The following is a 20,048-nucleotide window of genomic DNA, read 5'->3' as shown; positions in this document are numbered from 1 at the left end:
GGGGCTACAGCCCCGCCCGCTCCGCCGCCGACCGCACCAGCGCCGCAGCCTCGTCAACCGCGCGTGACTCCACCGGAACCGAACGCAATGCCTCGGCCAAATCGTGCGACGCCACCGACACCTGGTCGGCGACCGCGAAGACCCCCGCGTCCGGCATGATCCTCGGCTCCCGGTCCGGCTCCTCGATCCGCTGGGCCCGGACCGCCAGTTCCCTGGCCAGGGCCAGTGCCTCCGCCGCGGCGCCCCTCTGCAGGCGGCTCTGCGGGGCGGCCCGCAGACGGTCCGCGAAGCGGTCCGCCGCGGCGGTCAGTTCCGTCGTATCAAGCACCCCGCGACCCTACGCGCCCTCCCGGGGCTGTTGCCAATACGCCAACGCTCAGGCACGGTGGCGTGAAGAGCACACGCGCAATGCGTCCGGAGGCGCCGATGTCCCAAGTCTTCTCCGAAGAGACCCACCGAAATCTGCTCTCCCGAATCCCCGAGTGCACCGGTCGTGCCGTTTCCGACTGGCTCCGCACCGTCGACGAAGGGCCGTCTCTCTTCAATTTCGAGGAGAAGGTCAGTTGGCTCCGGGGCGAACACAACCTCGCCTACGGACATGCGAAAGCGATCATCCACGAGTACGACCTGAGGCGCGCAGCGCGCAAGCTGCTCTGAGCGCTTCAGGTGCCGCACACGACGGAAGGGCCCGCAGGCAGTGCCTGCGGGCCCTTCGTGCGTGAGCTCACCCGGCCACGGGGCCGGGCCTCGGGCGACTAGTCGTCGCCGCTGAAGATCGCCACCAGACGCAGCATCTCCAGGTAGATCCAGACCAGCGTCACGGTCAGACCGAAGGCCGCCAGCCAGGACTCCTGACGCGGCGCGCCGTAGGTGATGCCGTCCTCGATCTCCTTGAAGTTCAAGGTGAGGAAGAAGCAGCCGATCAGGATGGCCAGGATGCCGACGATCGCGCCCAGCGGGCCGAAGCTGCGCAGGCCGCCGTCCTCGACGCCGCCGAAGACGACCAGGAGCAGGTTGACCGCCATCACGGCGATGAAGGCGAGCGCGATGGTCATGCCGATGCGGGCGTACCGGGCGGTGACCCGGATCCAGCGCTGCTTGTACACGAACAGCATGGCGCCGGTGACGGCCATGGTGCCGAGAACCGCCTGGAACGGCGCCCCGCTCCACTGGCTGTTGTACATCTCACTGATCACGCCGAGGAAGATGCCCTCGAAGGCCGCGTAGGTCAGGATCAGCGCGGGCGAGGCCGTCCGCTTGAAGGACTGGACGATCGCGAGGACGAAGGCCACCAGGGCCGAGCCGATGGCGATCCCGTAGCTGGTCGGCGACACCGGCAGGACGGCCCAGGCGAGGACCGCACCGACGATCACGGTGCCCAGGGTCATGGCGGTGCGCGTGACGACGTCGTCCATCGTCATGGCGTCCGTGCGGACCGGCGCCGGGGCGCCGTACTGCGTGTCCGCCGGGGCGTAGGGGTTGGTCGCGTACGGGTTGCCGGCGCCCTGTGCGTAGGGGTTGGTACCTACGGCGGGGCCCCCGGCCTGCGGCTGCTGCGCGTTGTAGCCGGCGTAGCCGTTGTCGCGGCTGAACCCCCGTCGCGAGAAGACCGGGTTGCTGCTCCTCATCTCACTCCTCCTTGGCCACCGTGCGCGGCCTAGAAGTCAAGAGTAATGCGGAAGCAAAGAGAACACCCTAGTGCTCGGGGAGGATCTTTCCGCGATCGTGACACAGGGATGCGTCTCGCGTGGTCCGGACGGGGTGGGCGGTGGGCAGGCGGATGGGCGTCGAGGTGCCCGGAGCCGGACTTGAACCGGCACGCCCCGAGGGGCAGCGAGGTTTAAGCTCGCCGTGTCTGCATTCCACCACCCGGGCGTGGCGCGAGGGCTCCGCGTTGGCACCCCGAGCCTATCGGTGCGGATCACTCCACCAGGGGGGCGATGGCCCGATCTTGTCTTATTCCAGCGGCTCCTGAGGGAGCGTCAGACCAGTTAAGAGGGTATTCGTACCCTCCTCGTACCGCCTGCGGCCGCTGCCCGGCACGGTCGGGAATGACGTAAAAGCGCCCTCGGGCCCCCCACGCGTCGTCGGGGACACCGTCATCCCAAAGGAGGAGGGACGAGCCTCGCGGTCCGACCCGAGAGGGCCCCGGGAACGGGCATCGGGACTGACGATCCGCGGCGCGGGGCCGGGAAGGATGGTGTTGTTACCGCAGCACATCCGACAGGAGCCCTTCTCGTGACCACCACCCCCATCGCTCACCGCGCCACCGCAGTGGCGGCCCGCGCCACGGACCTGTCCAAGGTGTACGGACAGGGCGAGACCCAGGTGGTCGCGCTGGATCAGGTGAGCGTCGACTTCCGGCAGGCCGAGTTCACCGCGATCATGGGCCCGTCCGGCTCCGGCAAGTCGACGCTGATGCACTGCGTCGCCGGTTTGGACAGCTTCAGCTCCGGTTCCGTACGCATCGGCGACACCGAACTCGGCAGCCTCAAGGACAAGCAGCTGACGCAACTGCGCCGCGACAAGATCGGCTTCATATTCCAGGCGTTCAACCTGCTGCCGACGCTGACGGCGATGGAGAACATCACGCTCCCCATGGACATCGCGGGCCGTAAGCCCGACCAGGAGTGGCTGCAGCGGGTCATCGACATGGTGGGTCTGCGGGACCGGCTCGGTCACCGGCCGACGCAGCTCTCCGGAGGCCAGCAGCAGCGCGTGGCCGTCGCCCGCGCCCTGGCGTCCCGGCCGGAGATCATCTTCGGTGACGAGCCGACCGGCAACCTGGACTCCCGCTCGGGCGCCGAGGTCCTCGGCTTCCTGCGCAACTCCGTGCGCGAGCTGGGTCAGACCGTGGTGATGGTGACGCACGACCCGGTGGCCGCGTCCTACGCCGACCGGGTGATCTTCCTGGCGGACGGCGCGATCGTCGACGAGATGCACAGCCCGTCCGCGGACGGCGTGCTCGACCGCATGAAGGCCTTCGACGCCAAGGGCCGCACGAGCTGACGCGCGCGGGGGCCACGCCGCCCCGCGCCCACTCCCCAGATCTTCTTCCCGTCGGCCACGGCCGGCCCGCCGGGCCCGCCGTCGCGCCCCGACGCCCACTTCCAGGACACCCACATGTTCCGTACCGCCTTGCGCAATGTGTTTGCGCACAAGGCCAGGCTGCTGATGACCGTGCTCGCCGTGATGCTCGGCGTGGCCTTCGTCTCCGGCACCCTGGTCTTCACCGACACCCTCGGCAACGCCTACCGCAACCAGTCCGCCAAGAGCTACGACGACGTCGCGGTCGCCGTGACGACCTACATCGACCCGAGCGACGCGGAGAAGGACGCCGGGATCGACGAGAAGACCCTGGAGCGGATCCGGGGCGTCGACGGGGTGGCCACCGCCACCGGCCGTGTCTCCGGCTTCGCAGGTGTCGCCGACCAGGACGGCAAGCTCATCGGCAACGGCTGGTCCAACACCGGCGCGAACTTCGCCCCCGGCAAGGACGGCAAGGACGCGGCCTACGCCTTCACCGCCGGCGAGGGGCCGCGCGAGGACGCCGAGATCGCCCTCGACAAGGACTCCGCGACCAAGGGCGGTTACAAGGTCGGCGACACCGTACGGGTCGCCACGAACGGGCCGGTGAAGGAGTACACCCTCGCCGGTGTCTTCACCACCGAGGACGGCGCGGTCAACGCGGGGGGCAGTCTGGTCCTCTTCGACACCGCCGTGGCCCAGCAGCTGTACCTGCAGCCGGGCTACTTCTCCGACGCCACCGTGACCTCCGAGGCCGGTGCTTCCGACGCGAAGATCCTCGCCGCCGTCGAGCCGCTGCTCCCCAAGGACGCGGAGGCGCAGACCGGCAAGGAGCTGGCCGCCGACCAGGCGAAGGAGATCGAGAGCGGTCTGTCGAACCTGAACACGATGCTGCTCGCGTTCGCGGCCATCGCGCTCTTCGTCGGTGTCTTCCTGATCGCCAACACCTTCACCATGCTGGTCGCCCAGCGCACCAAGGAGCTGGCGCTGCTGCGTGCCGTCGGCGCGTCCCGCAGGCAGGTCAAGCGCTCGGTGATCCTCGAGGCGCTGGTCGTCGGCGCGGTCGCCTCCGTCGTCGGTTTCGTGCTCGGCCTGGGTCTCGCCACGGGCCTCCGGTCGGCGATGAGCACGTTCGGCGCGAAGGTCCCCGCGGGGCCCCTGGTCGTCTCGCCCACCGCGATGGCCGCCGCCCTGGGCGTCGGTGTGCTGATCACGGTGCTGGCGGCGTGGTTGCCCGCCCGCAGGGCCGCGAAGATCCCGCCGGTGGCGGCGATGAGCAGCGTGCACGCGGTGGCGACGACCAAGTCGCTGGTGCTGCGGAACACCATCGGCGGTGTGCTGACCCTGCTCGGCGCGGCCGCGATCGTGGCCGGTGCGGCGGCGGGCTCCGACGGCCGAATGATCATCGGAGGCGGCGCGTTCCTGGCGCTGGTCGGCATCATCGTCCTGATCCCGCTGCTGTCCCGCCCGGTGATCGCACTGGTGCGACCGCTGCTCACGGGTGTCTTCGGGGTCTCCGGCAAGCTCGCCGGACAGAACGCGGTCCGCAATCCGCGCCGTACGGGTGCCACGGCGTCCGCGCTGGCGATCGGGCTCACGCTGGTCACCGGGATCTCGGTGCTCGGTGCCACGTTGGGCCGGGCCGTGGACCAGATGACCACGGACAACATCAGCGCCGACTACATGGTCTCGATGGCCGGCGGCGGCGCCGTGGACAAGTCCGCGCTCGACGCGATCGAGAAGGCGAAGGGCGTCAGCGCCGTCTCCCCGCAGCAGGCCTCCTCGATGGAGATCAAGGGCAAGTGGCACTCGGCGTCGGCGGTCACCCCGGGCGACGTGAGCAAGGTCTTCGACCTGGAGACGGTCTCCGGCTCGCTCGCCACGCTCGCCAAGGGGCAGATCGTGGTCGACGAGGACACCGCGAAGTCGAACGGCTGGAAGACCGGTGACACGCTGCCCGCCGAGTTCGGCGAGGAGGGCAGGAAGGAGACGAGGAACCTGACGGTCGGCGCCGTCTACAAGGGCAACGAGTTCCTCTCCCCGATCCTGGTCTCCACCGACGTCGTCGCGCCCTACGAGCCCAAGCCGTACATCCCCGAGATCTGGGTGAAGATGGACGGCGGCGCGACCGCGGCGAACGAGCAGGCGCTGGTCGACGCGCTGGGCGACAACCCGGCGATGAGCATCATGGACCAGCAGGACATCCGGAACATGTTCGGCGGGTTCATCAACACGGCGCTGAACATCATGTACGGGCTGCTGGCGATGGCCCTGATCATCGCGGTGCTCGGTGTCATCAACACCCTGGCCATGTCCGTCTTCGAGCGTCAGCAGGAGATCGGCATGCTGCGGGCGATCGGTCTCGACCGCGGCAAGGTGAAGCGGATGATCCGGCTCGAGGCGGTGGTGATCTCGGTCTTCGGCGCGGTCGTCGGCATCGGCCTGGGCTCGTTCCTCGCCTGGGCGATCGGCGAGACGATCCGCAAGGAGATCCCCGGCTACGTGCTGGTCATGCCGTGGGACCGGATAGGCGTCTTCCTGCTGCTGGCCGGAGTGGTCGGTGTGCTGGCCGCGATGTGGCCGGCACGGAGCGCCGCGAAGCTGAACATGCTGACGGCGATCAAGACGGAGTAGCGGCCGAGGCCCGCAGGGAGGCCGCGTGGAGCATGCACAGCACGCTCCACGCGGCCTCCCCCGTTTCGGCGTTCAGGGTTCAGCGCCAGCCACCGGTCCGCAACGGCACTCCCGAGCTGCCGCTGTCCGGAGTCCGTACGGCGAGGATCTGGTTGACGCCGATCCCGTTGCGCTCGAAGGAGACCGCCGACGCGGCCATGTAGAGCCGCCAGACCCGGGCGCGGCCGGCCGAGGTGAGCCGGGCGGCCCGCGGCCACGCGCCCTCCAGGTTGGCCACCCAGGCGCGCAGCGTGCGGGCGTAGTGCTCACGGAGGGCATGGACGTCGCGGACCTCGAAGCCCGCCTCCTCCAGGGTCGCGACGGTACGGCCCAGGGGCGCGAGCTCGCCGTCGGGGAAGACGTACCGGTCGATGAACTCGTCGACGTGGTAGGCGGATTCGTCCGTCTCGGGGCGGCGGGAGATCTGGTGGTTGAGCAGCCGTCCGCCGGGCACGAGGAGGGAGAACAGCTGGTCGGCGTACTCGCGGTAGCGGACGCGCCCGACGTGCTCGGCCATCCCGATGGAGGAGACGGCGTCGTACGGGCCGTCCCTGACGTCGCGGTAGTCCTGGACCCGGATCTCGATCCGGTCGGTGAGGCCCTCGTCCGCGACGCGCTTGCGGGCGTAGGCGGCCTGCTCACGGGAGATGGTCACGCCGGTGACCCGCGCTCCGTACCGGCGGGCGGCGTGGATGGCCATGGACCCCCAGCCGCAGCCCACGTCGAGGAGCCGGTCCCCGTCCTCGAGCTCGAGTTTGCGGCATATCAGGTCGAGCTTGTCGCGCTGCGCGTCCTCGAGGGTGCCCGCCTCGTCCCAGTAGGCGCAGGAGTAGACCATGGACGGTCCCAGTACGAGCTCGTAGAAGTCGTTGCCGACGTCGTAGTGGTGGCTGACGGCCTCCTTGTCCCGCCGCCTGGTGTGCAGGGGGCCGGTGCGGCGGCGCACCTCCTCGGGCGGCGGGGGCGGGGGCGGCAGGACGCCGCCGAGCCGCAGCAGGCCGCGGGCGGCCGCCCGGATTCGCGGGTCGCGTACGGGGTGGAAAGCGGTCTTCCGGTCGTCGCCGCGCTCCCAGACGATCCCGGCGATCAGGCCCAGGGCCTCGTAGAGATCGCCGTCGACGTCGATCTCCCCGGCGACCCAGGCCCTGGCGAGCCCCAGCTCTCCCGGCCGCCACAACAGCCGCCGCAGGGCGCGCCGGTGGCGTACGACGAAGACGGGCGCGCCGGGCGGCCCGGCCTCGCTGCCGTCCCAGGCGCGGATGCGTACCGGGAGCGGGTCTCCCAGCAGGTCCTGTGCAAGAGTACTCAGCCGCAGTGCGGCATCGGCCATGGCGCACACCTCCGTGACGGTGGTTCCCACGAACTCCCGTGCCGCCCCCGCGTCGGCGGGGCTGCACGGCGCACTTCCGTCAACAACACGAGCACCGTGTGTGCTTCCCGTCACTACGCAATGCACAGGCAAAGGCAACGGGGCGGCACGGGGCGGCACGGGGCGGCGCCGGGCCTCACGACGAGATCGAGGCGGCGGCCGGGCACCCGTCGTCCGATGTCCGGAACCCGCCGTCAGGGGCCGGGGGCCGGGGCGGGCGTCCGGTTCCCGGTCGGCGCCCGCCGTCCGGGGCCGGTTCCCGCCGCCCGGGCTCCGGACAGAGGACGGCCCGGGCCTCGGGCCGTCCGACACCGGGAGGGGTCCCGGGCCCTTCCGGGACGGGGTCGGGGCGGGGTTCCGGGACCGGGCCGGGACGGGGTCCGTGACCGGTCCGGGACGGGACCAGGACAGGGACCGCCCAGGGACGGGGTCCGCGACCGGTCCGGGACGGCGTCCGGGACGGGGAAACGCCGAAGGGGCCGCCCGCACCACGGATGGCGGGCGGCCCCTTCGACAGGGCGGTGGGTACCGCTAGGAGGCCTTGGCCTTCTCGGCCTCGGGCTTCGCGACGGCAGGCGCCGGCTTGGCCGCCTCGTAGAACTCCTCGCGCGGGGTCTCCATCGCGCCGAGGGAGACGACCTCGCGCTTGAGGAACATCGCCAGCGTCCAGTCGGCGAACACGCGGATCTTGCGGTTCCAGGTCGGCATCGCCATGCCGTGGTAGCCACGGTGCATGTACCAGGCCAGCCGGCCCTTGAGCTTGATCTTGACCTTGCCCATGACGATCATCGCGACGCCCTTGTGCAGGCCGAGACCGGCGACCGCACCCTTGTTCGCGTGCTCGTAGGACTTCTGCGGGAAGCCGCGCATCCCGGAGATCACGTTGTCGCCGAGGACCTTGGCCTGGCGCAGGGCGTGCTGGGCGTTCGGCGGGCACCAGGCGTTCTCGACGCCGGCCTTGCGGGCGGCCATGTCCGGGACCTGGGCGTTGTCGCCGGCGGCCCAGATGTAGTCGGTGCCGTTGACCTGGAGGGTGTCGGCGCAGTCGACGTGGCCGCGGGGGCCGAGCGGCAGACCGTAGCGGGCGAGCGCCGGGTTCGGCTTCACGCCGGCCGTCCACACGATGGTGTTGGAGTCGACCTCGAGGCCGTTCTTGAGCACGACGCGGCCGTCGACGCACGAGTCCATGGAGGTGGAGAGGTAGACCTCCACCCCACGGCCCTCGAGGTGCTCCTTGCCGTACTTGCCCAGCTTCGGGCCGACCTCGGGGAGGATCTTGTCGGCGGCGTCGACCAGGATGAAGCGCATGTCCTCGCGCTTCACGTTGTTGTAGTACTTGGCCGCGTCGCGGGCCAGGTCCTCGACCTCACCTATGGTCTCGGCGCCGGCGAAGCCGCCACCGACGAAGACAAAGGTGAGCGCCTTGCGGCGGACGTCCTCGTCGGTCGTCGAGTCGGCCTTGTCCAGCTGCTCGAGAACGTGGTTGCGCAGGCCGATGGCCTCTTCGATGCCCTTCATGCCGATGCCCTGCTCGGCGAGGCCGGGGATCGGGAAGGTGCGGGAGATCGCGCCGAGGGCGATCACCAGGTAGTCGAAGGGCAGCTCGTACGCCTCGCCGACGAGCGGCGAGACCGTCGCGACCTTGCGGTCCTGGTCGATGGTCGTGACCCTGCCGGTGAGAACCTCGGCCTTGGGCAGCACGCGTCGCAGCGGGACGACGACATGCCGAGGCGAGATGCTGCCGGCGGCAGCTTCGGGGAGGAAGGGCTGGTACGTCATGTACGACCGCGGGTCGACGACCGTGACGGTCGCCTCGCCGTAGCGCATCTTCTTGAGAATGCGCCGAGCTGCGTACAGGCCTACGTACCCACCGCCTACAACGAGGATCCTGGGACGCTCCGTGGTGCTCATGCCATCGAGTATCCACCCCCCTCGGAGGGGGCGCTCGTGAGCCCCTTCACAAGGTGTTCCTCCCACTCTGCTACACTGCGCGGCCCGCGTGACCGAGGTCATGACGCCAAGAGGGAACCACTGCGCGACGGGAAACGTTGATCACCCCTCTGAGCTGGCACCTAGGGCCTGATGGCGGTTGAACCACCCACCCTTCCTCTCTGGGAGCACCAGCCTCCGCACGCCTTCGAATGTGGTCCTCCAGCACCAACAGGCGGGCACAAAGGGGCTTTCGGGGCTCCGACGGACCAGTCCGGACGGTTTTCCTTGTGAAGAAGTTCACGAACTTTCTCGCGGGACCCCCGCCAGGTCAGTCCAGCAGGCCCAGCCGGGCGGCCTGCACCCCTGCCGCGAAGCGGCTCTCGGCACCCAGTTTGGCGACGAGCGCGGTCAGCAGACGTCGCAGCGTCCGCTCCGAACAACCCAGCCTGCGGGCGATCGCCTCGTCCTTCGCCCCCGAGGCGAGCAGGGCCAGGACCTCGCGTTCCCGCTGCGACCAGTCGCACGCCGAGCCGCCGCTGCCCGGCCTCACCGCCTGCCAGGGGCGGCCGACTCCCCAGTGGTGTTCGAAGACCTGGGCGAAGCACTTGGCGAGCCGGGCACTGTGCAGGATGACGTCGCCGGACGCGACCTCCCCTCCGTCCACGGGCCCGAGGGCGAGAACCGTCACCGCGCGGTCGACGATGTTCAGGTGCAGCGGCACGGTCGTGGTCACCCGTACCTGCCCGCCGCGCTCCACGAGCACGGAGAGATAGCGGGCGGCGCCCGGACGGCGTGCGGCCCGGATGGACACCAGCAGACGCACCGACACGCCCCGGTCCAGCATCCGCAGATCCCCGCCCAGGCTGTCCTCCAGCAGCTCCGGGGCGGGGAAGGTCCTGCGCAGACCGAGGACCTCGTCCCGGCAGAGCACGTCCAGGTCGTCGATCCGCTGGCGCAACCGGGTCCGGTCGTCGAAGAACTCCGCCTCCACCGTTTCGCGCCCCGCGTGCCGCACGCCGGGGAGCAGTCGCAGGACGTCGTCGACCGCCTCCAGGCCGCTGCGCAGCTCCTCCCAGGACCGGTCGAGGCGCTCGCGGTGCTCGGCGAGCAGGTCGTGCAGGGCGCGTTCGGGGGAACTGATCCGGTCCCGGCCGCTGAGCAGCCGCCGTTCACCGAGCCAGTCCCGTACGTCCCTGGGCAGCGCGCAACCGTCGCCGGCGCGTGCCGGGTCCTGCCACGGCCCCTCGACGAGTGCCGTGTAGGCGCCACGCGCCTCGTCGGCGACATCGCCGGCCGCGTCCGACGGGCGTGGGGAAGGACCGGCGGGCGCCGGGGCGCCGAGGTCGTGCTGCGTGCCGACGGCCGGTGGTACGGCCTGCGGGTGAGGGGCCTGCTCCGCTGACATGATCCAGACCCTAGAACCGCCGGAGGCGCCTTGGCCATGGCCAGGTCCGGGATCACGCGACTGACCCTGTCCACTAACGGTCACGCCTGATTCGGCCCTGGTGAACGGGCAGTTACCGCAAGTATGTTTTCGCCGCGCCCCGGCAGTGACGCCGGCCCGGCGAGCGGCGATCCCGTTCGCAGGCCGTCCTTCCGGTGCGCCCGCCACACCGTCGCGCGGCCTCGCCGCGCGACGCGCTGTTCCACCTTCCGCGCCCCATCCGGCCTCCCCACAGGACGGCACTCGCCGTCCAGAAGGGCCCTGGAGCGCTCCCCCACTCACCGGTCCCGGCCGGTACCACGAAAGGTGTCAGCTTCTCCATGCGCAAAACCCACATCGGCGCCCTGGTCCTGGCAGTTCCCCTGGCCCTGGTCCCCGCCGTCGGCTCCGCCGCACCCGTCGTCGAGCCGGCGCCCGCGCCGCTGCTGAAGGTGGCGGAGGCTCCCGCCGCCACGGAGATCAAGGGCCGCTACATCGTGACCCTCAAGGCCGACGCCGACCCGGCGGCCGTCGCCAAGGCCAAGTCGGTGAAGACCCGCCACCTGTACGAGGACGTGCTCAACGGCTTCGCCGCGGAGCTGACCGCAGGCCAGCTCAAGTCGCTGCGCGGCGACTCGCGGGTGCTCGCCATCGAGGAGGACCAGAAGGTCACCTCCACCGCCACCCAGAGCAACGCGCCGTGGGGCCTGGACCGAATAGACCAGCGCACCGGCCGCAACGGCACCTACACGTACAACCGCAACGGCTCCGGTGTGACGGCGTACATCATCGACACCGGCATCGACACGTCCCACGCCGACTTCGGCGGCCGTGCCCGTAACGTCTTCGACGCCTTCGGCGGCAACGGGCAGGACTGCAACGGACACGGCACCCACGTCGCAGGGACCGTCGGCGGTACGACGTACGGCGTCGCCAAGGGAGTCCAGCTGCGCGGTGTGCGCGTGCTCGACTGCGAGGGCTCCGGCTCGTTCTCCGGCATCATCGCCGGCTTCGACTGGGTCCGGCAGAACGCGGTCAAGCCCGCCGTGGCCAACGCCTCGCTGGGCGGCGGCTACTCGTCCTCGCTGAACAACGCGGCCACCAACCTCGCCAACTCCGGCGTGCATCTCGCGGTCGCCGCGGGCAACGAGAACCAGGACGCCTGCAACGTGTCCCCGGCCAGCGCCCCCGGCGCGATCAGCGTCGCCGCCTCCGACTCCTCGGACCGCAAGGCGAGCTTCAGCAACTACGGCAGCTGCACCGACCTGTACGCGCCCGGTGTGAGCATCACGTCCGCCCGTCCCGGTGGCGGCTCCGCCTCGCTGAGCGGCACCTCGATGGCCTCGCCGCACGTCGCCGGCGTGGCCGCCCTCTACAAGTCGGCGTACGGAGACGCGTCCAGCAGCACCGTCAACAGCTGGCTGGTCAACAACAGCACCGCCAATGTGATCAGCGGCAACGTCGGCAGCACGCCCAACCGTCTGCTGTTCAAGTCCACCCTCTGATCCGGCAGCGAGGAGGCGCGGGGGGGAGCCGGATGACGCCCGGCCCGGTCGGAGAGCCCCCGACCGGGCCGGGCGCGCCTCGTGCGGCGCCCGGCTCAGCGGACCAGCAGGTCGATCACACCGGTGCCGTCCTCGTCGCCGTGCCCGTCCTCGAGATGACGCGTCATCAGCGCCATGTAGGGGGCCAGCAGTTCGTCGCTGACACCCTGCTCCTCCGCGGTGCTCCGCAGGGTGGCGTTGCCGGTGACCATCATGGCCAGGTTGGACACCACGCCGGTGGTGAAGTCACCGCTCTCCAGCCGCTCGCCGGTCGTGTGGACCGCCCTGGACATGGCGACCAGCCACTCCGCGAGCAGCGCGGCGAAGCCCCTGGGCTCGATGTCCTCCTTGCGGATCAGCGCGAAAGCGTGGTGCATCCCGGCGAACATGCCGGTCATCGCACTGAGCAGCGCCACGTCGTGCAGAGCGGCGAAGCCCGCGTCCTCCCCCACGTACCTCGTGCCGGCCGGTACTGCGAGGGTCTCCCGATGGGTGTCGAAGACGTCGCGTGACCCGCTGTAGAAGACGTATCCGCCCGACTCGGGCACCCCGATCATCGGCGGTACGGCCATGACGCCGCCGTCGAGCAGGCGCGCCCCGCGCTCACCCGCCCACTCGGCCAGGTCGCGGGCCTGGGCGGGCGTGCTGGTGGTGAGGTTCACCAGGTCCTTGCCTGTCAGCTCCGCGTCCGCGAGTGCCTCGCCGACGGACGCGTCGTCGAGCAGGCAGATCACGACGAGATCGTTCGCCGCGACGGCCTGAGCGGCGGCAGCGGCGACCGAGGCACCCTCGGCGGCGAGCGGCTCCGCCCGGGCCGGAGTGCGGTTCCAGACGGTGACGGGATGTCCTGCGGCGAGCCAGGCGCGGCTGAGGGCGGTGCCCATGGCACCGAGCCCGAGAACGGACAGGGACGGCTTCGGGGTGGTGTTGTCGGTCATGGCGTTTAGCCTTGTCGGAGGCCCGAGGACCATCAAGTACGCACTTTCGAGTGGGTGGTTACCGAGGGGTGAGCGAGCAGGCGGGAGGGTCGGCACATGACGACCGCGCGAAGGCCGGGGGCGTACCACTGCGGTATCGACGCTGCGATGGACGTGATCGGCGGGAAGTGGAAGGTGCTGATCCTGTGGGAGCTCGGCGAGCGGGCCTGCCGGTTCGGCGAGCTGCGCCGGCGGCTGCGGGGGGTCACTGAGAAGGTTCTCGCCTCGCATCTGCGGGAGCTGGAGGCGGACGGCATCGTGCACCGTGAGGAGTACGACGAGGTCCCGCCCCGCGTCGAGTACTCCCTCACGGCCCGGGGAACGGCGCTCAACGAGGCGCTGGCGCCGCTCGGCGCCTGGGGCCGGGAGCACGTCATCGGCTCTGCGGCGGCGACACCGGTCGGCTGACGCGTACGGTGCGGGCTCGGCCGGGTCACCGCGCGAGGGCCCGGGCACGGTGACAGGCTGACACGCAGCACCCCGGACAGAACCGGGGAAACCCGGAGAAAGGGATTCGCGTGATCACCACTGACTTCGTCCCCGGCTCTCCCGCCTGGATCGACCTCGGCGCTCCCGACATCGACGCCGCCGCCGACTTCTACGGTGCCGTGTTCGGCTGGCAGGCCCAGTCCTTCGACGAGGAGATGAGCGACTACAAGGCCTTCCGCCTCGACGGCAGGACGGTCGGAGCGGTCGGACGGCTCACCGAGGAGGGCGCCCGCTCCGCCTGGATGATCTACTTCAACACCCGGGACATCGAGGCCACCGTCAAGGCCGTCGAGCAGGCGGGCGGCTCCGTCCGCACCCCGCCGTCCGAGGTGTCGGAGGAGGGCCGGTTCGCACAGCTCACCGACCCGCAGGGCGCCCAGTTCGCCGTCTGGCAGGCGGGCAGCTACCCCGGTATGCAGGCCGCCGACGGCCCCGGCAGCCTCGGCTGGGTCGAGCTCTACACCACCGACTCGTCCGCCGCGCAGAGCTTCTACGGCACCGTCTTCGGCTGGACCGGTCAGGACATGGAGCTCCCGGGCGGCGGCGGCACGTACACGATGCTGACGCCCGAGGACTGTCCCCCCGAGCGGATGTTCGGCGGCGTCATGGCGGTTCCGGACATGTTCGCGTCCGGTCCGGCGCACCCGTACTGGCACCCCGTCTTCGGCTCGGCGGACTGCGACGCGACGGTGGCCCTCGTCCGGGAGAAGGGCGGCTCGGTCTCGATGGGTCCCGAGGACGCGGAGGGCGTCGGCAGGCTGGCGGTGTGCACGGACCCGGCCGGGGCGGAGTTCGTCGTCCTCACCCCCTCCCCGGCTCCCCCCGCCGCGTCCTGACCGGCGACGCCGGACGCCTAGCCGGCGACGCTGAACGCGATGCCGTCGAGGATGTCGTGTTCGCTGACGACCACCTCGCGGGCGCCGACCCGCCGCATGACCGTGAGCAGTACGAGCGCCCCGGCCGCGATCACGTCGACCCGGCCGGGGTGCATCACGCCGATCGCCGCGCGCTCGTCGTGCGTGGAGTTCAGCAGCATGGTGGTGACCTCCTCGACCTGCTCGTAGGAGATCCGCGAGTGGTGGATGGCCTCGGAGTCGTACGCCTCCAGGCCGAGCGCGATCCCGGCGACGGTGGTCACGGAGCCGGCGAGCCCGACGAGGGTGCGGGCCTGCCCGATGGGCACGGTCTTCTCGACATCGTCGAGGGCGGCCTCGATGTCGGCGGTGACGGCGGCGATCTGCTCCGGCGTCGCCGGGCTGCCCGGCGCGTGCCGCTCGGTCATCCGTACGCAGCCGATGTCGACGGACCGGGCGGCACGGGCGTGGTCCTCGCCCACCACGAACTCGGTGGACCCGCCGCCGATGTCCACGACCAGGTAGGGCCGCTCGAGGTCGAAGCGGCCGTCGAGGGAGTTCGTCGCACCGGTGAAGGAGAACTCGGCCTCCTGGTCACCGCTGATCACCTCGGGCTCCACACCCAGGATGTCGCGGACGCCGGCGACGAACTCGTCGCGGTTCTCGGCGTCACGGGACGCGGACGTGGCCACGAAGCGGAGGCGGTGCGCGCCGTGCTCCTTGATCGCGGCGGCGTACTCGCGGCAGGCCGCGAACGTCCGCTCGAGTGCCTCAGGGGCGAGGCGGCCGGTACGGTCCACGTCCTGCCCGAGGCGGACGATGGTCATCCGGCGGTCGAGGTCGACGAGCTTCCCCGTGGCGGGGTCGACGTCGGCGACGAGCAGGCGGATGGAGTTGGTGCCGCAGTCGATGGCGGCGACGCGGGTCATTCGGCGTCCTTCCCCGGTGCGCACGGCGACACGCACGGCCCCTTGGCCCACCACTGCGGCAGCATCGCGATCGCCTCGTCGCCCAGCGGGTTCACGCCGGGTCCGGCCGCCAGCGAATGGCCGACCAGGACGTGCAGGCACTTCACCCGGTCCGGCATGCCGCCCGCGCTGGGGAAGCCCTCCAGCACCTCGATGGCGTCACGGCGGGCGATGTAGTCCTCGTGGGCGGCCCGGTAGGCGGCGGCCAGTTCCGGGTCGGCGGCCAGGCGCTCGGTCATCTCCTTCATGACGCCGTTCGCCTCGAGCGTGCCGATCGCGGAGGCCGCCCGCGGGCACGTCAGGTAGTACAGCGTCGGGAACGGGGTGCCGTCGGGGAGCCGCGGTGCGGTCTCCACGACGTCGGGCTGCCCGCACGGGCAGCGGTGCGCGATCGCGCGCAGACCGCGCGGCGGCCGGCCGAGCTGCTCCTTGAACGCGGCGATGTCCGCGTCCGTCGGCTCGGTGGGTTCGGTGGTGGGAGGAGGGGTTTCCATGCCTGCCTTGTTCGCTGACTTACTTCTGCGGTTCGTCGGCGTGATCCACGCCGGTCCATACGTTGGAGTACCACGGCCGGTCGGCCGCGCCACCCTCTTCGCGCTGCTGCTCGGCGGCCTCGGAGTCGATCACGGTGTAGCCGGTCTCCCCCGGGAGCACGTAGTGCAGATGCTCGCGGGCCAGCCGCCGGATGTACATGTCGTCCTGGAGACGCGCCTTCTCGTCCTTGAGCCGCTCGACCTCCCGGCGCGCCTCGTCCATCAGACGTTCCTGCTCGGCGATGTCCGCCCGCTGGGAGACGTACTGGCGCATCGGGTAGGCGAGTGCGACGACGAGCGAGCACACGACGAGGGCGAGGAAGGCGGCACGTCCGGTGAGCCGGGAGCGGCGGGCCTGGCGGCGGTTCTGGGACCGGTAGACGCGCGCGGCGGTCTGCTCACCGAGCAGCCGCAGCCTGGTCGCGGTGGAGAACCGGTCGGCCTCCGGCCTGCGCGCCATCCTCTCGCCTCCCCTTCACATGCCTACGTCCCCGGACACGGTACGGGACCGCGGCCGGGGACGTACGTACGACAGGGCGTCAGCCGGAGATCGCCTTCGCTCAGCCCTCGTACTTGAACCGCGGGAAGGCGCTGCGGCCGGCGTACACCGCGGCGTCGTCGAGGATCTCCTCGATGCGGAGCAGCTGGTTGTACTTGGCGACGCGCTCGGAGCGGGCCGGGGCGCCGGTCTTGATCTGGCCGCAGTTGGTGGCGACGGCCAGGTCGGCGATGGTGACGTCCTCGGTCTCGCCGGAGCGGTGGGACATCATGCACTTGAAGCCGTTGCGCTGGGCGAGCTCGACGGCGTCGAGGGTCTCGGTCAGCGAACCGATCTGGTTGACCTTGACGAGCAGGGCGTTCGCGGCGCCGTCCTCGATGCCGCGGGCGAGGCGCTCCGGGTTGGTGACGAAGAGGTCGTCGCCGACGATCTGGACCTTGGTGCCCAGCTTGTCGGTCAGGACCTTCCAGCCGTCCCAGTCGTCCTCGAACAGCGGGTCCTCGATGGAGACCAGCGGGTAGGAGGCGGCGAGCTCCTCGTAGTACTCGGTCATCTCGGCGGCCGAGCGGGACTTGCCCTCGAACTCGTAACTGCCGTCCTTGTAGAACTCGGACGCGGCGACGTCGAGCGCGAGCGCGATGTCCTTGCCCGGGGCGTAGCCGGCTTCCTTGATGGCCTCGAGGATGAGGTCCAGGGCGGCGCGGTTGGAGTCGAGGTTCGGCGCGAAGCCGCCCTCGTCGCCGAGGCCGGTGGAGAGGCCCTTCTGCTTCAGGACCTTCTTGAGGGTGTGGTAGACCTCGGTGCCCCAGCGCAGGGCCTCGGAGAAGGACTCGGCGCCGATCGGCGCGATCATGAACTCCTGGATGTCCACGTTGGAGTCGGCGTGCGAGCCGCCGTTCAGGATGTTCATCATCGGAACGGGCAGCAGGTGCGCGTTCGGGCCGCCCAGGTAGCGGAAGAGCGGCAGGTCCGAGGCCTCGGCGGCGGCGTGCGCCACGGCGAGGGAGACACCGAGGATGGCGTTGGCCCCGAGGGAGGACTTGTCCGGCGTGGCGTCCAGGTCGAACATCGCCTGGTCGATCAGGCGCTGCTCGGTGGCGTCGTAGCCGACGAGCTCCGGGCCGATCTGCTCGATGACGGCGAGGACCGCCTTCTCGACACCCTTGCCCTGGTAGCGGTTCTGGTCACCGTCGCGGAGCTCGAGAGCCTCGAACGCACCGGTGGATGCGCCGGACGGAACTGCAGCACGACCCGTGCTGCCGTCGTCGAGGCCAACCTCGACCTCGACCGTGGGGTTGCCTCGGGAGTCCAGGATTTCCCGGGCTACGACGACGTCGATGGACGGCACGAGCATCTCCTTCTGGGATGTGACGCGAGAAAAGTGCAGAGGTCTGCTTGGCCTTGCGGCAAGAGCCTAACCGCCTCGGGGGCAAAGGCCGGCCGATGCCCGCCCGCTGGGACGAAAAAGGGCATCAAGACTCCCGCGGCCGGACAAACAGGGCTTTACCTACCTGCGGGTAACCGCTCTTGGGCCGTTCCGGCCCGCTACGGACCGAGCCCCGGCCCGGCGTGTACGGGGGAAGGTACGCCGGACCGGGGTGCTCGGATCCCGTTTCGCACGGGCGGGGTGACTCCGCGGCCGCCGGACCGCGGAGGGGGTGTCAGCCGAGGTGGAGCCGCTGACCCGGGTGGATCACGTCGGCGTCCTCGACGATGTCCTTGTTCAGCTCGAACAGCTTCTCCCAGCCGCCCTTGACCTTCTCGGCCTCGGCGATGCTGCTCAGGGTGTCGCCGGCCTCGACCGTGTACTCGCCGTCGCCCTTCTGGAAGGACTTCGCCTTCTTCTCCGGGGCCGGGGCCTCGGCGCGCTCGGAGCGCGTGGTGGGCGCCTCGGCACGCTTCTGGGCCGGCTGGGTGGGCTCGGCGTCGGCGGAGCCGGTGGCGGGGGTGGCGTTGGACAGGCCGACACCGCAGCTCGGCCAGGCGCCCTTGCCCTGGCCCGCCAGGACCTTCTCGGCTATCTCGATCTGCTGCGCCTTGGACGCCAGGTGGGCGTTCGAGGCGTACGCGGTGCCACCGAACGCGGCCCAGGTCGAGCTGGAGAACTGCAGGCCGCCGTAGTAGCCGTTGCCGGTGTTGATGGACCAGTTGCCGCCGGACTCGCACTGGGCGACCGCGTCCCATTCGGAGACGGTCGCGGCGGACGCGGAGCCGGCACCGAGGACCGGGGCGGCGATCGCGGCGCCGGCGACACCGGCGAGCGCGACGAGACGGGTGATCCTGGACGGGCGGCGGTGCTTGGCCTTGCCGGTGGAACGCAGCATGGAACTTCTCCTCACCGACGCCTGCGAGGTGAGCTGTCGGGTTCGGGCCGTGAGTGCCCGGCCGCGCGGTCCCGCGCGACTTAACCCCCAGCCGGTTCCGGTGCTTCGGTCTTCTCGATCCGAACGTCCGGCGCCGGCGCTTACCTTGGGTCCCCCGCTCCTGCCTTCGGCGCTCTGAGCGACGAGTGTTCCCCCCGACCGACGGCAGGATTCGGCGTATCGGTCGACGGTGCCCGCGGTGGCGAGCGGTTCAGACCGTAAACGCACCGCTCCCCGATGTTCAAAGTCGAACATCGGGGAGAAAGTACTCGAACCGGACACTCCAAGATGTCCGTTTTCGCAGGTGGGGGGCGGAGTGGCCGAATTCGCCGGGCGATTTGCTCCAGTTGAGACAAAGAGACCCTTGTCTCACTCGAACAGAACGGACATATGGCGATCAAACCACCCGCGAACTATCCCTGGTTCAGACCCAGATCGAGGCTCTGACCGGGCAGGATGAGGTCGGGGTCGGCGCCGACCGTCGCCTCGTTCGCCTCGTACAGGGCCGGCCAGCCTCCGGTCACCCCGTTCTCGGCGGCGATGTCGCACAGGTTGTCGCCGGGCTGAACGGTGTAGACACCGGGATCCGTCACCCCGTCCACCCCGGTGCGCCCGGAACTGTCACTGCGTGAGGCATGACGACCGTTGTCGCGCTCTTCGCCCGCATTGCCGGTTTCCGTCTCGTCCCCGGCCGGTGCGCCGCGGTGCCTGCCGGTGCCGTCCGTCACCTCGTCCGTCGCCTCGTCCGCAGGCGCCGTCCCCGAGGTGCCGTCGTCCGCGCCGGGAGCGGTGGGCTCGACCGGGGCGGCCGCGTCGCCATCCTTGGGCGCCGGCTCGGCGGTGGCGTCATCGGACGGCTGCGAGGCGTCCGCGTCCGGAGTGCCGGATTCGCCCGACGTGTCCGCGGTGTCGTCGGCGGTCCCGCCGTCCTCCGTGCCGGTCGGCCCGGCCGTCGGCGACGGGTCCGTCGACGGCTCGCCGGACGGCGCGTCGCTCTCCTGCGGCAGGGGGAGGATGCCGGGGTCGACACCGGTGTCCATGCCGTCGTCCTGCAGCCCCGCGAGCGGTCCGCAGGCGGGCCACGCCGCGGGCCCCTCGGCGGCGAGCACCTTCTCGGCGACCGCTATCTGCTGCGAGCGGCTCGCGAGGTCGGCGCTGGGCGCGTACGCGGTGCCGCCGTAGGCGGACCAGGTCTCCTGCGAGAACTGGAGTCCGCCGTAGAAGCCGTTGCCGAAGTCGGCGCTCCAGGCCCCTCCGCTCTCGCACTCCGCGACGCGGTCCCAGGTGCTGGCGTCCGCCGCGGATGCCGCACCCGCGCCGAGCAGCGGAATGGCGATTGCCGAACCGGTCACCCCTGCCGCGACGATGAGGGCCGGAGCCTGGCGGGGTCGGCGGTG

The 20,048-nt window shown here is 70.7% G+C and carries 18 protein-coding genes, 1 tRNA gene and 1 riboswitch; of the genes, 6 read left to right on the top strand and 13 right to left on the bottom strand.

The window, feature by feature from the left end; genetic code table 11:
- Nucleotides 1-4: 4 nt before the first annotated feature.
- On the bottom strand, nucleotides 5-328 hold the full coding sequence (locus ACFYV1_RS32305; RefSeq protein ID WP_389399198.1) for a hypothetical protein: 324 nt from the start codon (nucleotides 326-328) through the stop codon (nucleotides 5-7).
- A gap of 98 nt (nucleotides 329-426) precedes the next feature.
- On the opposite strand from ACFYV1_RS32305, the gene ACFYV1_RS32300 reads away from it, so the two are divergent.
- Nucleotides 427-657 carry a DUF4287 domain-containing protein gene (locus tag ACFYV1_RS32300; RefSeq protein ID WP_389399197.1) on the top strand — a complete coding sequence of 77 codons (231 nt, stop codon included), beginning with the start codon at nucleotides 427-429 and terminating at the stop codon, nucleotides 655-657.
- Between the two features lie 98 nt (nucleotides 658-755).
- On the opposite strand, the gene ACFYV1_RS32295 is transcribed toward ACFYV1_RS32300, so the two are convergent.
- Together ACFYV1_RS32295 and ACFYV1_RS32290 are read right to left on the bottom strand one after the other, a co-directional pair.
- The gene (locus ACFYV1_RS32295; RefSeq protein WP_389399196.1) at nucleotides 756-1,628 is read right to left on the bottom strand and encodes a Bax inhibitor-1/YccA family protein; all 873 of its coding nucleotides are present in this window, start codon (nucleotides 1,626-1,628) and stop codon (nucleotides 756-758) included.
- 165 nt (nucleotides 1,629-1,793) lie between these two features.
- A tRNA-Leu gene (locus ACFYV1_RS32290) sits at nucleotides 1,794-1,875 on the bottom strand.
- A gap of 363 nt (nucleotides 1,876-2,238) precedes the next feature.
- Here ACFYV1_RS32290 and ACFYV1_RS32285 point away from each other — a divergent pair.
- Nucleotides 2,239-3,009, top strand: coding sequence for an ABC transporter ATP-binding protein (locus ACFYV1_RS32285; RefSeq protein ID WP_389399195.1), 771 nt, complete (start codon nucleotides 2,239-2,241; stop codon nucleotides 3,007-3,009).
- A 114-nt stretch (nucleotides 3,010-3,123) separates the two neighbouring features.
- On the top strand, nucleotides 3,124-5,661 hold the full coding sequence (locus ACFYV1_RS32280; RefSeq protein WP_389399194.1) for an ABC transporter permease: 2,538 nt from the start codon (nucleotides 3,124-3,126) through the stop codon (nucleotides 5,659-5,661).
- Between the two features lie 79 nt (nucleotides 5,662-5,740).
- On the opposite strand, the gene ACFYV1_RS32275 is transcribed toward ACFYV1_RS32280, so the two are convergent.
- The 3 genes from ACFYV1_RS32275 to ACFYV1_RS32265 all read right to left on the bottom strand — a co-directional run bounded on the left by ACFYV1_RS32275 (nucleotide 5,741) and on the right by ACFYV1_RS32265 (nucleotide 10,406).
- Nucleotides 5,741-7,030: a class I SAM-dependent methyltransferase gene (locus tag ACFYV1_RS32275; RefSeq protein ID WP_389399193.1), complete on the bottom strand. Its 1,290-nt coding sequence runs from the start codon at nucleotides 7,028-7,030 to the stop codon at nucleotides 5,741-5,743.
- 570 nt (nucleotides 7,031-7,600) lie between these two features.
- Entirely contained in the window at nucleotides 7,601-8,980 is a 1,380-nt protein-coding gene (locus ACFYV1_RS32270) for an NAD(P)/FAD-dependent oxidoreductase (RefSeq protein ID WP_389399192.1), read from the bottom strand.
- A 349-nt stretch (nucleotides 8,981-9,329) separates the two neighbouring features.
- Complete coding sequence (locus ACFYV1_RS32265; protein ID WP_389399191.1) at nucleotides 9,330-10,406, bottom strand: LuxR C-terminal-related transcriptional regulator; 1,077 nt, start codon at nucleotides 10,404-10,406, stop codon at nucleotides 9,330-9,332.
- A 359-nt stretch (nucleotides 10,407-10,765) separates the two neighbouring features.
- Here ACFYV1_RS32265 and ACFYV1_RS32260 point away from each other — a divergent pair, with 359 nt between their 5' ends.
- Entirely contained in the window at nucleotides 10,766-11,929 is a 1,164-nt protein-coding gene (locus tag ACFYV1_RS32260) for a S8 family peptidase (RefSeq protein WP_389399190.1), read from the top strand.
- Between the two features lie 95 nt (nucleotides 11,930-12,024).
- Here the strand turns inward: ACFYV1_RS32260 and ACFYV1_RS32255 are convergent, their stop codons facing one another.
- Nucleotides 12,025-12,906, bottom strand: a complete 882-nt coding sequence (locus ACFYV1_RS32255; RefSeq protein ID WP_389399189.1) for an NAD(P)-dependent oxidoreductase — start codon at nucleotides 12,904-12,906, stop codon at nucleotides 12,025-12,027.
- A gap of 96 nt (nucleotides 12,907-13,002) precedes the next feature.
- Between ACFYV1_RS32255 and ACFYV1_RS32250 the strand changes: the two genes are divergently transcribed.
- Together ACFYV1_RS32250 and ACFYV1_RS32245 are read left to right on the top strand one after the other, a co-directional pair.
- Nucleotides 13,003-13,353, top strand: a complete 351-nt coding sequence (locus ACFYV1_RS32250; protein ID WP_389399188.1) for a winged helix-turn-helix transcriptional regulator — start codon at nucleotides 13,003-13,005, stop codon at nucleotides 13,351-13,353.
- A gap of 110 nt (nucleotides 13,354-13,463) precedes the next feature.
- On the top strand, nucleotides 13,464-14,270 hold the full coding sequence (locus ACFYV1_RS32245; RefSeq protein ID WP_389399187.1) for a VOC family protein: 807 nt from the start codon (nucleotides 13,464-13,466) through the stop codon (nucleotides 14,268-14,270).
- A 17-nt stretch (nucleotides 14,271-14,287) separates the two neighbouring features.
- On the opposite strand, the gene ACFYV1_RS32240 is transcribed toward ACFYV1_RS32245, so the two are convergent.
- The 6 genes from ACFYV1_RS32240 to ACFYV1_RS32215 form a co-directional block, all read right to left on the bottom strand.
- Entirely contained in the window at nucleotides 14,288-15,217 is a 930-nt protein-coding gene (locus ACFYV1_RS32240) for an exopolyphosphatase (RefSeq protein ID WP_389399186.1), read from the bottom strand.
- Entirely contained in the window at nucleotides 15,214-15,750 is a 537-nt protein-coding gene (locus tag ACFYV1_RS32235; protein WP_389399185.1) for a DUF501 domain-containing protein, read from the bottom strand. The genes ACFYV1_RS32240 and ACFYV1_RS32235 overlap by 4 nt, the downstream gene beginning before the upstream one ends.
- A gap of 19 nt (nucleotides 15,751-15,769) precedes the next feature.
- Nucleotides 15,770-16,249, bottom strand: a complete 480-nt coding sequence (locus ACFYV1_RS32230) for a septum formation initiator family protein (protein WP_389399184.1) — start codon at nucleotides 16,247-16,249, stop codon at nucleotides 15,770-15,772.
- Nucleotides 16,250-16,349: 100 nt separating this feature from the next.
- The gene (gene eno, locus ACFYV1_RS32225; protein WP_389399183.1) at nucleotides 16,350-17,636 is read right to left on the bottom strand and encodes a phosphopyruvate hydratase; all 1,287 of its coding nucleotides are present in this window, start codon (nucleotides 17,634-17,636) and stop codon (nucleotides 16,350-16,352) included.
- 313 nt (nucleotides 17,637-17,949) lie between these two features.
- Nucleotides 17,950-18,612 (bottom strand): transglycosylase family protein, encoded by a 663-nt coding sequence (locus tag ACFYV1_RS32220; protein WP_389399182.1) that lies wholly within the window; start codon nucleotides 18,610-18,612, stop codon nucleotides 17,950-17,952.
- Between the two features lie 3 nt (nucleotides 18,613-18,615).
- A riboswitch (cyclic di-AMP (ydaO/yuaA leader) is annotated at nucleotides 18,616-18,794 on the bottom strand.
- 270 nt (nucleotides 18,795-19,064) lie between these two features.
- On the bottom strand, nucleotides 19,065-20,003 hold the full coding sequence (locus ACFYV1_RS32215) for a transglycosylase family protein (protein ID WP_389399181.1): 939 nt from the start codon (nucleotides 20,001-20,003) through the stop codon (nucleotides 19,065-19,067).
- Nucleotides 20,004-20,048 lie beyond the last annotated feature (45 nt).

Source organism: Streptomyces sp. NPDC003023, assembly GCF_042888225.1.
Classification (GTDB): Bacteria; Actinomycetota; Actinomycetes; order Streptomycetales; family Streptomycetaceae; genus Streptomyces.
This window is presented reverse-complemented; position numbering and strand designations above follow the sequence as displayed.

Bases quoted from the DNA above. Each gene is read 5' to 3' on its own strand.
- ACFYV1_RS32235 (WP_389399185.1), bottom strand. From the start codon at position 15,750: ATGGAAACCCCTCCTCCCACCACCGAACCCACCGAGCCGACGGACGCG.
- ACFYV1_RS32255 (WP_389399189.1), bottom strand. From the start codon at position 12,906: ATGACCGACAACACCACCCCGAAGCCGTCCCTGTCCGTTCTCGGGCTC.
- ACFYV1_RS32265 (WP_389399191.1), bottom strand. From the start codon at position 10,406: ATGTCAGCGGAGCAGGCCCCTCACCCGCAGGCCGTACCACCGGCCGTC.
- ACFYV1_RS32295 (WP_389399196.1), bottom strand. From the start codon at position 1,628: ATGAGGAGCAGCAACCCGGTCTTCTCGCGACGGGGGTTCAGCCGCGAC.
- ACFYV1_RS32300 (WP_389399197.1), top strand. From the start codon at position 427: ATGTCCCAAGTCTTCTCCGAAGAGACCCACCGAAATCTGCTCTCCCGA.
- ACFYV1_RS32250 (WP_389399188.1), top strand. From the start codon at position 13,003: ATGACGACCGCGCGAAGGCCGGGGGCGTACCACTGCGGTATCGACGCT.
- ACFYV1_RS32280 (WP_389399194.1), top strand. From the start codon at position 3,124: ATGTTCCGTACCGCCTTGCGCAATGTGTTTGCGCACAAGGCCAGGCTG.
- ACFYV1_RS32275 (WP_389399193.1), bottom strand. From the start codon at position 7,030: ATGGCCGATGCCGCACTGCGGCTGAGTACTCTTGCACAGGACCTGCTG.
- ACFYV1_RS32220 (WP_389399182.1), bottom strand. From the start codon at position 18,612: ATGCTGCGTTCCACCGGCAAGGCCAAGCACCGCCGCCCGTCCAGGATC.
- ACFYV1_RS32270 (WP_389399192.1), bottom strand. From the start codon at position 8,980: ATGAGCACCACGGAGCGTCCCAGGATCCTCGTTGTAGGCGGTGGGTAC.
- ACFYV1_RS32230 (WP_389399184.1), bottom strand. From the start codon at position 16,249: ATGGCGCGCAGGCCGGAGGCCGACCGGTTCTCCACCGCGACCAGGCTG.
- ACFYV1_RS32260 (WP_389399190.1), top strand. From the start codon at position 10,766: ATGCGCAAAACCCACATCGGCGCCCTGGTCCTGGCAGTTCCCCTGGCC.
- ACFYV1_RS32240 (WP_389399186.1), bottom strand. From the start codon at position 15,217: ATGACCCGCGTCGCCGCCATCGACTGCGGCACCAACTCCATCCGCCTG.